The sequence below is a fragment of the Acinetobacter septicus genome, from assembly GCF_019355975.1.
Taxonomy (GTDB): domain Bacteria; phylum Pseudomonadota; class Gammaproteobacteria; order Pseudomonadales; family Moraxellaceae; genus Acinetobacter; species Acinetobacter ursingii.
On sequence record NZ_CP079898.1, the window covers coordinates 2,713,068 to 2,727,039 of the forward strand.

General features: G+C 40.4%; 12 protein-coding genes. 11 read left to right on the forward strand and 1 reads right to left on the reverse strand.

Annotated elements, in window-relative coordinates; genetic code table 11:
- Positions 1 to 173 precede the first annotated feature (173 nt).
- Complete coding sequence (locus I6L31_RS12835; protein WP_004991387.1) at positions 174 to 611, forward strand: DUF2147 domain-containing protein; 438 nt, start codon at positions 174 to 176, stop codon at positions 609 to 611.
- Between the two features lie 78 nt (positions 612 to 689).
- On the opposite strand, the gene I6L31_RS12840 is transcribed toward I6L31_RS12835, so the two are convergent.
- Entirely contained in the window at positions 690 to 2,597 is a 1,908-nt protein-coding gene (locus I6L31_RS12840; protein WP_005001347.1) for an ATP-binding cassette domain-containing protein, read from the reverse strand.
- A gap of 34 nt (positions 2,598 to 2,631) precedes the next feature.
- Between I6L31_RS12840 and I6L31_RS12845 the strand changes: the two genes are divergently transcribed.
- The 10 genes from I6L31_RS12845 (at position 2,632) to I6L31_RS12890 (ending at position 13,967) form a co-directional block, all read left to right on the forward strand.
- Positions 2,632 to 2,877, forward strand: a complete 246-nt coding sequence (locus I6L31_RS12845) for a SlyX family protein (RefSeq protein WP_004991383.1) — start codon at positions 2,632 to 2,634, stop codon at positions 2,875 to 2,877.
- 46 nt (positions 2,878 to 2,923) lie between these two features.
- The gene (locus I6L31_RS12850; protein WP_005001348.1) at positions 2,924 to 3,940 is read left to right on the forward strand and encodes a hypothetical protein; all 1,017 of its coding nucleotides are present in this window, start codon (positions 2,924 to 2,926) and stop codon (positions 3,938 to 3,940) included.
- A gap of 92 nt (positions 3,941 to 4,032) precedes the next feature.
- Positions 4,033 to 4,482: a hypothetical protein gene (locus I6L31_RS12855; protein ID WP_005001349.1), complete on the forward strand. Its 450-nt coding sequence runs from the start codon at positions 4,033 to 4,035 to the stop codon at positions 4,480 to 4,482.
- A 33-nt stretch (positions 4,483 to 4,515) separates the two neighbouring features.
- On the forward strand, positions 4,516 to 7,161 hold the full coding sequence (gene topA / locus I6L31_RS12860; protein ID WP_005001350.1) for a type I DNA topoisomerase: 2,646 nt from the start codon (positions 4,516 to 4,518) through the stop codon (positions 7,159 to 7,161).
- Positions 7,162 to 7,237: 76 nt separating this feature from the next.
- Complete coding sequence (locus I6L31_RS12865) at positions 7,238 to 8,200, forward strand: NYN domain-containing protein (protein ID WP_004991375.1); 963 nt, start codon at positions 7,238 to 7,240, stop codon at positions 8,198 to 8,200.
- A 14-nt stretch (positions 8,201 to 8,214) separates the two neighbouring features.
- Complete coding sequence (locus I6L31_RS12870; RefSeq protein ID WP_005001351.1) at positions 8,215 to 8,994, forward strand: hypothetical protein; 780 nt, start codon at positions 8,215 to 8,217, stop codon at positions 8,992 to 8,994.
- Positions 8,995 to 9,139: 145 nt separating this feature from the next.
- Entirely contained in the window at positions 9,140 to 10,072 is a 933-nt protein-coding gene (locus I6L31_RS12875; RefSeq protein WP_001040037.1) for an IS5-like element ISAha2 family transposase, read from the forward strand.
- Between the two features lie 188 nt (positions 10,073 to 10,260).
- A complete protein-coding gene (locus I6L31_RS12880; RefSeq protein ID WP_005001352.1) occupies positions 10,261 to 11,187 on the forward strand; it encodes a sensor domain-containing diguanylate cyclase in 927 nt (308 codons plus the stop codon).
- A 147-nt stretch (positions 11,188 to 11,334) separates the two neighbouring features.
- Entirely contained in the window at positions 11,335 to 11,907 is a 573-nt protein-coding gene (locus I6L31_RS12885) for an HdeD family acid-resistance protein (RefSeq protein ID WP_005001354.1), read from the forward strand.
- Positions 11,908 to 11,996: 89 nt separating this feature from the next.
- Positions 11,997 to 13,967 (forward strand): ATP-dependent helicase, encoded by a 1,971-nt coding sequence (locus I6L31_RS12890; RefSeq protein ID WP_005001356.1) that lies wholly within the window; start codon positions 11,997 to 11,999, stop codon positions 13,965 to 13,967.
- Positions 13,968 to 13,972: the final 5 nt, after the last annotated feature.

The window sequence follows — 13,972 nt, forward strand, 5'->3', positions numbered from 1 at the left end:
TTAGTCAGCACAGTTATTAAAAAGCAAAAAATGTTATTAAAAAGCAAAAAATTTAAATTTTCTAAATGAGCCTTACGGAACATTTCATCACCAATCATTATAAAATTTGAATACACATCGTAGAATTCAAAAATACTATACTGGTTATTATTTGATGTGTGAGAGCCTAAGTTGTGAAAAATATATTATTTATAAGTTCGATAGTTTTACTTTCATCTGCTGTATATGCACAAGATCCACTCAATGGTACCTCATGGAAAACCATTGATGACCAGACACATGAAGCCAGAAGTATTGTCAAATTTAGGGAAGATAAATCGGGGTATTTAACAGCAACGGTACAGAAGGTTTTGGTTGTAGATCAGGCTGAAAAGTGTACAAAATGTACCGGAACGTTTAAAAATAAGCCTCTTGTCGGAGTGACAGTGATTCGTAACCTAAAAAACACGGGTGGAAATGAATATGAGGGCGGAACCATTATTGACCCTCAAACAGGAAAAAGTTATTCGCTGAAAGGCAAATTAACCAATAATGGAACCCGACTAGATTTACGTGGCTATATGGGAATTTCAGCATTGGGTCGTAATCAAACTTGGTACAAAGTCAGTTAAGTAGATGAGTTCCAATCGTTGAATTTTAGATTAGCTAAAGTTTCTCCCCATTTCAAAATGAAAAGGGGAGTCCCAGTATTAGGTATTCCCTTTACTTAAATTTTCCAGTTCATCCCAACGTTCCAGTTTTTCAAGCAATTGCTCTTCAATTTCGGCTAAACGCTGACTCGCCTGAGTGGCTGCTGCGGCATCTTTAACAAACCATGAACCGTCGGCAAGTTGATCAGATAAGGTGCTTTGCTCGGCTTCCAGTTTTTCAATCTCGGCAGGCAGTTGTTCCAATTCACGTTGGTCTTTAAAACTCAATTTTATTTTTTTGGTAGGAGCAACAACTTTGTTGGCTTCTGCTTTGGCCTGCGCTTTTTTAACATCAGATTTTTGATCAACTACGGTTTGATTCGGGCGTTGCAACAGATAGTCCTGATAACCGCCAACATATTCTTCGATACCGCCTTTACCATCAAATACCCAAGTTGAGGTCACAACATTATCCATAAAGGCACGGTCATGGCTAATCAACAGCAATGTCCCTTTATAATCTGCCAACATTTCCTCAAGAAGCTCTAAAGTCACCATATCCAGATCATTAGTTGGTTCGTCCATCACGATCAGATTTGATGGTTTAAGCAATAATTTCGCCAATAGCACACGATTCCGCTCACCGCCCGACAGCGCTTTGACAGGGGTACGTGCACGCTCAGGTGAAAACAGAAAGTCTTGTAAATAGCTATAAATATGACGGCGTTGACCGTTTACATCGACAAAGTCCGAACCTTCCGAGACATTCGCCATCACAGATTTTTCGAGCTCAAGCTGATTGCGCAATTGATCAAAATAAGCGACTTCAAGCTGGGTACCTGTTTTCACTATACCTGTGTGTACAATTTCACCCAAAATCGCTTTAATCAAGGTAGTTTTGCCGACACCATTATCACCGACCAGACCAATACGGTCACCGCGTAACACCACCGCAGAGAAGTCGCGAATCAAGAGGTTGTTATCGTAGCTGACACTTAAATGTTCAATATCAAACACCAGCTTACCTGAACGCTGAGCATCCTGAACGCCCATATTGACTTTGCCCTGCTGGAAGCGGCGGGCTTTGGATTCTTCACGCAAAGCTTTTAGGGCACGAACGCGGCCTTCATTACGGGTACGACGTGCTTTAATGCCTTGACGGATCCATGCTTCTTCTTCTGCCAGTTTCTTCTCAAACAGGGCATTTTGTTTTTCTTCAGCTTCGAGTTGCTGTGCTTTTAAATCTAAATAACGTGAATAATTACCTTCATAGCTACGCAAGATCCCTCGATCCAGTTCCACAATACGGGTCGCTAAACGATCTACAAACGAACGGTCATGCGAGATAAATAATAAGGTTAAATTATTCTGTTCCAGTAAGAATTTTTCTAGCCATTCAATACTTTCAACATCCAAGTGGTTAGTCGGCTCATCAAGCAATAAAATATCAGGTTGGGTCAGGAGTGCGCGTGCAAGTAATACACGACGTTTACGACCACCTGACAGGTCAGCAAGATCTGCATCTGGATCAAGCCCCATTTTCCCTAAAATAGTATTGACTTTATTTTCGAGTGCCCAGCCATCAACTTGATCCAGTTTATGCTGTAAATGCCCCATGCGGTCACAAGCATCCATATCGCCCAATACACAGGCATCACTGGCTTCATGATATGCTTTGAGTACAATGGCCGCTTCACCCGCGCCATCTGCGACAATATCGGCAACTTTGCCTGAATCCATGGGTACGTCTTGTGCCAACATCGAAACGGTGAGGCCATTTTGAATAGAAACTTCGCCGCGATCAGGTAATAAACTTCCCTCAATCAGCTTAAGTAAAGTAGACTTGCCTTCGCCATTACGACCGATCAAACACACTCGTTCGCCGCGCTCCAATACAAAGTTCGCGCCGTCGAGGAGGGCGGGTCCACCAAATGCCAGTTGGACATCCCTTAAAGTAATATAGGCCATAATGTTTTCCAAAATCCCAAATGAGGAGAGTTAAATGACTAAACCAACAGATTATGATGATCATGCGTCATTTTCCGCACCCATTGAAGATTTGCAAGTCCGAATTGCATTTTTAGACGATTTAGTTGATCAGCTCAATACGCAATTGGCAGTTCAGTCTAAAGAAATTGCTGATTTAAAAAAACAAATGCAGCTTTTGTATCAACGTGTTGAATCGGCAGATTTATCAGAAGGTATTGCGCCATTTGACCCTTTAAGTAATAAACCACCGCATTACTAATGTGTATATCGTTTTTATTAAATATTGAAGCAAAGTGATTTGTACCATGAAAAATGTTGTTCTCATTGATCTTGAAAAAAATCCACTCCAAGCCAAAACGCTACGTGCTTACATTGAACATGATCAATTGGTTTATCTATTTAATTTAACGGGTCAATTTGACTATGCTTTGGAAGATATGACCGAGCTTGCAGGTTGGGTGACTTCTGGCATGGTCATGATGTTGGATGTGCCTCCTATTTCCAAAAAAGAATTGGCTTATGCCATGCTTGCTGGACAATTACTGGCTTTAACCGAAGAACATATTGAAATTGAACTGATTTCGACTATGAGAGAGATTCATTTATTGATTGAAATCTTGCAAAATTCAGGGCGAAAGGTGGTATTACAAACAGCGTATAAAAATAATGATAAAACCGAATATCAGTTACCGACAGCGGCTAGTTTTCAGGCACAACCCATGTTGTTACAAGTCAAAAAATATTGCGATGCGCTGGCCAATACGAAAGGTTTACCAGCAACTCTTGAAGGATTACACAATTCAATTGGCAATATTTTGCAGGTTTCAGACGAGCAAGTTTCACAGATGGTTGCCATGTTAATTCACTTAAAAATTATTCGACGTGACACTTCTCAATTGAGTTTCCGTAAGAAAATTTTAAAACAATGGATTAGTCTTGATTTAAATCAGCATGAAAACCGTAAAGCGAAACTTCCAACTCAAATGACTGAATCCGTCACACAAGAAAAAAATTCAGCGCTAGCAATGCCACAAGTGGTGGTGGGTGATGTAGACACGATTATGCAATTTTTACAACAACAGCAACCTGTCGTAGAAGGCCCATTTCCCCCAGAGCTGGATGAGTTGCAATGGCAAGTATTACAAAAACTGGATGAACTTCAGCATGATCGTCCTAAAGATATTTTTAGTTTAAGAGATCGATTACAGGACTGGTTTCCCAAAGCCGATATTCAAATGCTGATGAAATCTTTGCTGGATAAAGGCTATATTCAACTTGATGATGACCAGTTACATTATACTGCGCAAATGGTGATCCATTGATTTTGCATGATAAAAGTAGCATGAAGCATGAAAAACTTGCGTTTTATATTGAGCTTATGCAAATCTAATAATAGAACACGATAGGGTTAGGTATGGAACATTTAGGTTTATGGGTGACGATCATTATCGTCGTTTTTGTTTTAGGCTCAATTTTTGGCTTGCGTGTCAGCCCACGTGAAAAAGCTTTAGGATTGATGCGAGACAAAGCACGTAAGATGGGGCTACACCCGCGCTTGGTTGCGGCACCTGAATGGACAAAAATCCCGAAAGCCACTGAGAACCGTGCCAGTATGGTCGCTTACTATAGCGTTCTTATTCCAGAGGCTCGATTACCATTAATGCGTGCTCGTGTTGTGGATGGTCATCTCAATGTGATTGAAGGCGATCAGAAATTTAATGATTCTCCCATTGCATTAAAAGGGATTTATGCTATTGATATGCAGGCAAACTGTGTGGGCTTGTATTGGGATGAAGAAACGGATATTAAAGCCACACAACTTGAAGACATGAAAGCGTATTTATTACAACTCGCTACGGTCTAACTCTTTATTTACCAACAGGAATAACAGTTTATTATGGCGAATGCCCCTCGATCCACAAGCAAAAAAAGCACGACAGCATCTTCTGAGTCTGCTGCAAACAAACGTGCCTTAGTGATTGTGGAGTCGCCTGCAAAAGCGAAAACCATCAACAAATATTTAGGTTCACAATACATTGTGAAGTCTTCGGTGGGTCACGTGCGTGATTTGCCGACAGGTGGTTCAGCCAAATCTAGTGAAAAAAAACCAGCAACACGTGCCAAATTGACTGCCGAAGAAAAAGAGCAAAAAGCACAAACGGCATTGATTAATCGTATGGGTGTAGATCCTGAACATGACTGGAAAGCACATTATGAAGTGCTACCAGGCAAGGAACACGTAGTTGCAGAGCTTAAAAAACTGGCTTCTCAGGTCGATGAAGTTTATCTCGCAACGGACTTGGACCGTGAAGGAGAAGCCATTGCTTGGCATTTAAAAGAGGTGATTGGCGGTGATGACAGTCGTTATCAACGTGTGGTGTTTAATGAAATCACTAAAAATGCCATTCAGGAAGCTTTTAAGCATCCTTCACGTCTCGATACCAATAAAGTCAATGCACAACAGGCACGTCGTTTTCTAGATCGTGTCGTAGGCTTTATGATTTCTCCACTCCTTTGGGAAAAAATCGCCCGTGGTTTATCAGCAGGACGTGTTCAATCGGTAGCCGTTAAATTGGTGGTTGAGCGTGAACGTGAAATTCGTGCTTTTATACCTGAAGAATACTGGCAGATTTTTGCGGACACCACTTCGAAAAAAGATGACATTCGTCTGGAAGCCTTTAAGCAAGCGGGAAAAACCTTAAAGCTACGCAATAAAGCTGAAACAGATGCAGTTCTTCATCTTCTGAAAGATGCAGAATATAAAGTCGCGCAGCGTGAAGATAAGCCAACCAAGGTTAATCCAAGTGCGCCGTATATTACGTCGACCTTGCAACAAGCAGCGAGTACTCGTCTTGGCTTTTCAGTGAAAAAGACCATGATGTTGGCACAACGTCTGTATGAAGGCGGCTTTATCACGTATATGCGTACCGACTCCACTTTTTTAAGTGATGATGCGGTGAATATGGTACGCGATCATATTCAGCAAAATTTTGGCGATAAATATGTTCCTGCCAAGCCAAACCGTTATGGGAATAAAGCGGGTGCGCAAGAGGCGCATGAGGCGATTCGACCTTCAAGTGTCGCGCTAACAGGAGATCAACTTGCAGGAATGGAGCGAGATGCACAGCGGTTATATGATTTGATTTGGCGACAATTTGTTGCTTGTCAAATGACACCTGCTGAATATTTATCTTCAACCCTGACGGTAGAAGCCAACAATGTCGAGTTACGTGCCAAAGGACGTACTTTGGTATTTGATGGTTTCACCAGAGTTCGTGGTGCCAATAAATCGGATGATGATGTATTACTCCCAGCAGTAAAAGTGGGTGAAATTCTTAAGCTTGAAAAGCTTGATCCAAGTCAGCATTTTACCAAACCCCCTGCACGATTTACCGAAGCCTCACTGGTCAAAGAACTTGAAAAACGCGGAATTGGTCGTCCATCGACTTATGCTGCGATTATTTCAACCATTCAAGATCGTGGTTATGTGAAACTGGAAAATCGTCGCCTATTTGCTGAAAAAATGGGTGAAATTGTCACCGATCGTCTGGATGAAAGCTTTAATAATCTGATGAATTATGCTTTTACCGCAGATCTGGAAGGTCAACTTGACCGTGTGGCAACAGGAGATCGTAATTGGAAAGAGTTGCTCGATAGTTTTTACGGTGACTTTAAAAATCGTTTAAATACCGCGGCTAGTGCAGAAGGTATGCGCCGTAATCAACCTGTTGAAGTTCCTAGTGTTGCCTGTCAGTTATGTGGACGACCCATGCAGATTCGTACAGGTACTACAGGCGTATTTTTAGGTTGTTCTGGCTATAATCTTCCACCAAAAGAACGTTGTAAAGGCACCCTGAATCTGACACCAGTCGAATCATTAGCTGCCTTTTCCGATGATGATTCGGCGGAAACTGCTGATCTGATGTCTAAGCATCGCTGTGCAAAATGTGGTACCGCGATGGATAGTTATGTGATTGATGGCGGTCGCAAATTACATGTTTGTGGTAATAATCCAGACTGTGATGGCTATGAAGTCGAAGAAGGCGAATTCAAAATCAAGGGCTATGATGGTCCAACCATTCCATGTGACAAATGTGATGGTGAAATGCAATTAAAGACAGGCCGCTTTGGCCCATACTTTGCCTGTACCAGTTGTGACAATACACGTAAAGTTTTGAAAAATGGACAACCTGCACCACCGCGTGTTGATCCGATTAAAATGGAACACTTGCGTTCGACTAAACATGATGATTATTTTGTGTTGCGTGATGGAGCAGCAGGTTTGTTTCTAGCAGCCAGCAAGTTCCCGAAAATTCGTGAAACTCGTGCGCCGAAAGTTGCAGAACTACGTACTGTTGCAGATCAACTTGATCCAAAGTATCAATATTTGCTTCAAGCTCCTGATGTTGATCCAGAAGGTAATCCGACGTTGATCAAGTTTAGCCGTAAAAATCAGGCACAATACATTGGTTCTGAGACGCCAGAAGGTAAACAGACTAAATGGAGTCTGCTGTATCAAGATGGGAAATGGGCTGAGGCTTAAATAGTCAATAAATGAGTGATAAAGGCGAATAAAATTCGCCTTTATCATATCTAAAGTAAAATATTCTGAGATAGAAATGGACATTAAAATAAAAAAATTAGCGGTTCTAATTGATGCTGATAATTCTTCAGTGAATTCTATAGAGTCGATTCTTGAGGAAGTTGCCAAATATGGTATTGCGAGCGTAAAGCGGGTATATGGAGATTGGAGTAGTGAGTCTTTAAAAAAATGGCGCGATGTTTTGCTTCCGCATGCCATTACACCTGTCCAGCAGTTTGCCTATACATCTGGCAAAGATGCTACAGACATGATTTTAATTATTGATGCAATGGATTTGCTCTATGGGGGGGCTTTAGATGGATTCTGTATCGTATCAAGTGACAGTGACTTTACTCCACTGGCTTCCAGAATCAGAGAAAGCGGCCTAACCGTTTATGGTTTTGGTCGTAACAAAACACCCGAAGCATTTCGTAAAGCCTGTGATAAGTTTATCTATGTCGAAAATCTTATTTTGAATGACGCTAAGCAAGAGGACAATTTAGTAAAAAAAGAGGATATTAAAGATATTAAACAAGGAACTGATGAAAAAGTAGTAATTAAACATCAAATTGACGTAGCGACATTAAATCTTATTTATAAAGCAGTAAAAGATAATTCTGATGATAGTGGTTGGGCATATTTAGGAACAGTAGGAACTTATATTTCAACTGTTAAGCCAGATTTTGATACTCGGAATTATGGATATGCAAAACTATCCGGTTTAATACAAGCTTTGGATTTATTTGAAACTAAGATGCAAGGCAGCCAAATGTATTTAAGAAAACGTAGTTTTAGCACTTTTGTGAAATTCGTACAGAAAGCCATTGCTCAACATGCAGATATTCATGGGTGGGCTAAGATTTCTAGTCTTGTAAAAATTCTTGAAACTTCTGACTTTAATATTAGAAATTATGAAGAAGCTATAAAGTCCATTCATAGTGGATGGATCGTATTCTCTGAAAAAAATGATAAAGTAAAAGTCGCTAGGCTAATGCCATAGTTTCAAGGATATGTATGGCATCACCCAAAAAAGCTTCATTTTGGAAAAATATTCGTATCGCCATCTTACTCTTGATTTTATTGGTGGTGCTAATCAATAACTGGCGTGACCAGAATCAAAACTGGAATCGGCCAATTGTGGTGTTATTGCACCCAGTGAATGCAGATGGTCACGCCTCTACATCACAATATATCCAACAACTCCAGTTGAGCCAGTTTGTCGAAGTAAAAAGCTATTTAGAACAACAGTCTGCCAATTATCGACAGCCTATTTTCGTGATCATGAAAATAGGGCGAACCTTAACTGCCAAACCACCACGAGTTCCCGAAGAATCATCCATTTTAAACGTCATGTGGTGGAGTCTTAAATTTAGGTTTTATGCGTGGCAACAACGAAAATCTGAAGATCAGCATGCATCTGTGACCTTATATCTGAACTATTATGATCCTCAATACATCAATCAGCTTAAGCATTCGACTGCTTTGGAAAAAGGACGAATTGGATCAGTTAATTTATTTGCATCAAAAAAACAAGATTCACAAAATAATATTGTCCTGACACATGAATTACTACATGCATTTGGAGCAACAGATAAGTACGATTTACAAACAGGGCAACCGATTTATCCAATCGGTTATGCTAAGCCTGAACAGCAACCTCGCTATCCGCAAAAACAGGCTGAACTAATGGCGGGGAAAATTCCTGTTTCAGATCATGAAAATAAAATGCCTGAACACTTAAACCAAACCATATTGAATCATTTAACTGCTCAAGAAGTGGGTTGGTTAAAATAGATGAAACTTTTTGTCTAATTTAAAGATTAAAAACATTATTTTTCATTTTATTTTTACATAAATTGATGTTTTTAAATAGATATTGACATGGCTTTGTTGCACAAACCTAGAGCCTATAAGGTTTATTCAGTCCTATAATTTCAAAATGAATAAACCTACTCCTAAAACTTATCGTACAACCAACTGGTCTTCCTATAATCGCGCTCTCATTAATCGGGGCAACATTTCCATTTGGTTTGATCCAAACACTCAGTGGTATGCACAACCACAAAACAAGCAAGGTCGAAATCAAACTTACTCCGATACGGCTATTCAATGCTGTTTAATGATCAAATCTTTATTTAGACTCTCTTTACGCATGGTCACAGGTTTTGTTCAAAGTCTGATTAAACTTTGTGGATTAAATTGGACCGCACCAGATTACAGTACGCTTTGTCGAAGACAAAAACATATTGATATTGCGATTAGCTATCAAAAAAGTAGTGATGGGCTACATCTACTCGTCGACTCAACTGGCTTAAAGTTTCTAGGTGAAGGTGAGTGGAAACGTAAGAAACATGGACCTGAATATCGTCGCCAATGGCGTAAGCTTCATATTGGCATCGATGCTGAAACCTTGCAAATACGTGCAGTACAGCTTACTACAAATAATGTGAGCGATTCGCAAGTACTCGGTGATTTACTTGCTCAAATTCCCTTAGATGAACGAATTGATTCGGTCTATACCGATGGTGCTTATGACACGAAGCACTGCAGACAAGTCATTCTAGATCGAGATGCACATGCGCTCATTCCGCCAAGAAAAAATGCAAAACCATGGAAAGATCAGAAATTGAGATCTTTAGAGCGGAATGAGTTACTGAAAACAGTTAAACGTTTAGGAAGAACGCTTTGGAAAAAATGGTCTGGTTATCATCGTCGAAGTTTAGTTGAAACCAAGATGCATTGCATCAAACTATTAGGTGATAAATTAACAGCAAGGAGTTTTTCTAGTCAGGTGAATGAGATTCATGCACGCATAGCCGTATTGAACAAATTTACAGAATTAGGTCGTCCTCATACCCAAGTTGTCACTTGAATTCTGTTCAAATGAGCAGAGTGTTATCTTTTAAATCTTTGTGCAACAAAGCCTATTGACATTTATACTGAAAGACTGATAATTTGAATAAATAAATAACTTGTGATCTAAATCACATTTAAAACAAAATCAATATCCATATATTTAACCAAGAATCATCCATTTTCAAAACAGACATCGGGGCAGATATGATCGATTGTCAAGACTATCAATTTTATAAAACCTTGTTGGAATCCACCCGTGCTATCCCGTGGAAAATTGATTGGCGAACCAAAGAGTTCAGCTATATTGGGCCACAAATTGAAAGCGTTTTGGGATGGCCTCAAGATAGTTGGAAAACTGCACAGGACTGGATAGATCGCATTCATGAAGAAGACCGTGAAAAAACGGTATCGTATTGTGTCAATCTCTCCAATCAAGGGACAGATCATGAAGCAGATTATCGCGCGTTAACGCCAAGTGGTGACTACATCTGGATTCGGGATGTGGTTTATGCCGAGATAGAGGAAGGGGAAACTGTCGCGATTATTGGTTTTATGTTCGATATTTCTGAACGTAAAAAATTGGAGCTGGAACTAGAATCACTGAATCAAAAAAATCAGCAGTTGCTATTACTAGATGCATTGACAGGTGTTGCTAATCGCAAAGCCTTAAGTGAACAAATTGAATATGAATTTAGTCGTTCACTCCGTTACCAGCGTCCTTTGTCAGTCTTATTTATCGATGTCGATTTTTTTAAGGATTATAATGATCGTTATGGCCATCTTCAGGGCGATGTGTGCCTTATCACGATTGCAGGTCAGTTGAGGAGTATGTTTAGTCGTGCTTCTGATTTTGTAGCGCGCTTTGGTGGGGAAGAGTTTGTGATTCTTCTACCTGAAACCTGTTTACAAGATGCGATTCAAATGGCTGAAAAATGTCGATGTCAGATTTTTGAACTGAATATTCCGTGTAAAGCAGAAAATATTTTTTCCAAAGTTACGGTGAGTATTGGTGTAAATACACTGGATACAGAAAAAAATTATCTAGATGCGACTACTTTTTTAAAGTCGGCAGATGAACTGCTGTATTTGGCAAAATCTCAAGGACGTAATCAGGTGCAATTTCTTCAATAACGACTAACTTTGACTTAGTTGCTGAATTTTTTGTGGATAACATTGATTTTATCCACAAAAAAGTGCGATTTGAATGCAGTTTTTATACAGACAAATGCTTGAAATTTACTCAATATAACTATGTATTCATTATAACGAGACTAAATTATGAAAACAGTGGGTAATGACTTAATTCGAAACGAGCTGCATCAACAACGAAAATGGTATCTTTTATTTGGCATTCTATTGATCATTTTTGGGATCATTTTACTGGGTTCACTTTCTATCGCGACTTTCTCTGTCATTTTGCTGTTTGGCGCATTGATGATGATTGGTGGTGTGTTGCATCTTATTGCGGCATTTAAATTTTTTGAAGGTGGTAGCCGCTGGCTTTGGGCATTATTTGGCGTATTGTATCTATTGGCGGGTTATTATGCGTTTAAAACCCCAGTAACGACAGCGATTGTTCTGACGAGCTTGCTGGCTATATTTCTGGTTATCGCTGGAATCTTTCGCACGGTCAACGCCTTTGTTTTGAAACCAATCCCAGGTTGGGGCTGGACATTATTTTCAGGAATTTTGACTTTTGTAACAGGCGTACTGATTTTAATGTCACCTGATGCGCCATTTTGGGTGCTTGGCTTATTTTTAGCAGTCGATATTCTGTTTCAAGGGATTAACTATTTGACTTTGGCTTCTGCGATCAAGCACTTACCAAATAGTTCATCTACAGCAGCTTGAGTTTGATGAAAACCAACGAAAAGACAGATGTAAGCGTAAAAGAATAGACTCTGCTACACTAGGGTCTATTCTTTTTTATATTTGGTCTTATGAGTTTTGAGCAGTTAATTGGTGAGTTAAATCCTCAACAGTATCGAGCCGCTACGACGGATGCACAGCATTGTCTGATATTGGCGGGTGCTGGCTGTGGTAAAACCAAAACGATCGTTGCAAGAGCTGCTCATTTAATTCATACAGGTACAGCGGCCGATCAAATCCAGATTTTGACCTTTACCCGACGTGCTGCCAGTGAAATTGTGACTCGTGTCGAGCAGCATTTGGGCGCACCTGCAAAAGGGCTGCGCGCTTCAACATTTCATACTTTTTGCATGTACTTATTGCGCCGTAATCCGCAAGCTTTTGGACTTGGACATTTCACGATTATTGATCGAGATGATCAAATGCTGATGTTTCGGTTACTGCGCGGTAAAGATAAAGACAATGTCTTACCCAAAGCGGCGCAGCTTTGTGATGTGTATTCTTATGCACGTAATACCCAATCAAAACTATCCGATGCCTTAATCAAACAACTGCCTGAAGCAATGGAGCATAAAGCTCAGATTGCAGAGTTGATGCAGACCTATGAAGCGCGTAAACAGGAACGCCATTTTCTGGATTATGACGATATTTTGGCGATCGTGGCGGTGAATCTGCAAAACTCACCTGAACTGGTGCAGTGGGTTGCCAAATTTTGCAAAGTGCTTCTGGTTGATGAGATGCAGGATACCAATCCGCTGCAATGGGCCATTTTGCAACCTTTGATTGAGCATGTCAGCTTATTCTGTGTAGGCGATGATGCGCAGTCAATTTATGGATTTCGCGGTGCAGATTTTGAAAATATTCATCACTTTAAAGAGCGCATTCCAGAGGCAGAAATTCTAACCTTAGAAGAAAACTATCGTTCAACTCAGGAAATTCTGGATCTGTCTAACTGGCTTTTGGCACATAGTCCGATTCATTATGATAAACAACTCAAAGCGCATCGTGGCTATGGTTTAAAGCCACAGTTACATATTTTTAATAACGAATTTGAAGAAGCCAACTGGATTGCTCAGGACTTGATGGCACGTCAACAGCAGGGCGCAAACTGGAATGAGCATATGCTTCTGGTACGTTCGGGTTTTTCGGCGCGCTATCTCGAAGGGGCTTTTATCTCCAGCAATATTCCCTATCGTTTTATCGGTGGCGTAAAACTGCTTGAATCGGCACATGTCAAAGACGTTTTGAGTATGTTGCGTGTGGTGATTAATCCACAGGATGATATCGCGTGGATGCGATTTCTAACGCTTTGGAACGGTGTCGGTGATGTAGGAGCCAGTAAACTGGCGCATGAACTTATTGCCTTGCCAGATATTGAAGCCCGCTGTGAACGCTTGGAGCGTCACGGCAAAGTAGCAACATCGGCAATTTTAATTTTAAAACAACTGGATGTACTGCAACAACATGTTGAAGCCTCAATTGCGTTAGCATTGGAGGCTTTATCTGAGCAGTTAGAGCAAAACTATAAAACACAGGATTGGTCGCGTCGCGTCAAAGATTTTGATCTGGTCAAGCAATTGGGGCGTAAGCACGGTGCATTGTCCGAATTTTTGGAAGAATATGTGTTAGAACCAATTTCTGTGTCTGAAATTGAACGCGCAGGTGATCAGGACTTGGTGACGATCATCACCATTCATTCAGCCAAAGGCGCTGAACAGAAAGTTTGTTATGTACCGCATGTTTCTCCCAACTCTTATCCGCATGCGCGGGCGCAGGGCGATTTTGACGAAGTAGAAGAAGAGCGCCGTGTCCTTTATGTTGCTCTAACCCGTGCTGAAAATGAGTTGATTATTACCAAGCAAAACTATAATACGTGGGCACAAGATCAATACGATGAACAAGGTCGTAAAATTGAGAGTTATTTTCTGAATGATTTACCGCAAACACTGGTAAAGGCAGAAATTCATCAAATCGTTCCTAGATTTCCACAAAAAACGCAAGTTCGGCAGAAACGATTTAGTTTTGGGATCGATCTCGATTAAACTGT

What these genes read in the sequence shown, in the direction of transcription:
- I6L31_RS12865 (WP_004991375.1), top strand. Translation starts at nt 7,238, where the DNA reads ATGGACATTAAAATAAAAAAATTAGCGGTTCTAATTGATGCTGATAAT.
- topA (WP_005001350.1), top strand. Translation starts at nt 4,516, where the DNA reads ATGGCGAATGCCCCTCGATCCACAAGCAAAAAAAGCACGACAGCATCT.
- I6L31_RS12870 (WP_005001351.1), top strand. Translation starts at nt 8,215, where the DNA reads ATGGCATCACCCAAAAAAGCTTCATTTTGGAAAAATATTCGTATCGCC.
- I6L31_RS12880 (WP_005001352.1), top strand. Translation starts at nt 10,261, where the DNA reads ATGATCGATTGTCAAGACTATCAATTTTATAAAACCTTGTTGGAATCC.
- I6L31_RS12845 (WP_004991383.1), top strand. Translation starts at nt 2,632, where the DNA reads ATGACTAAACCAACAGATTATGATGATCATGCGTCATTTTCCGCACCC.
- I6L31_RS12855 (WP_005001349.1), top strand. Translation starts at nt 4,033, where the DNA reads ATGGAACATTTAGGTTTATGGGTGACGATCATTATCGTCGTTTTTGTT.
- I6L31_RS12840 (WP_005001347.1), bottom strand. Translation starts at nt 2,597, where the DNA reads ATGGCCTATATTACTTTAAGGGATGTCCAACTGGCATTTGGTGGACCC.
- I6L31_RS12875 (WP_001040037.1), top strand. Translation starts at nt 9,140, where the DNA reads ATGAATAAACCTACTCCTAAAACTTATCGTACAACCAACTGGTCTTCC.
- I6L31_RS12885 (WP_005001354.1), top strand. Translation starts at nt 11,335, where the DNA reads ATGAAAACAGTGGGTAATGACTTAATTCGAAACGAGCTGCATCAACAA.
- I6L31_RS12890 (WP_005001356.1), top strand. Translation starts at nt 11,997, where the DNA reads ATGAGTTTTGAGCAGTTAATTGGTGAGTTAAATCCTCAACAGTATCGA.
- I6L31_RS12850 (WP_005001348.1), top strand. Translation starts at nt 2,924, where the DNA reads ATGAAAAATGTTGTTCTCATTGATCTTGAAAAAAATCCACTCCAAGCC.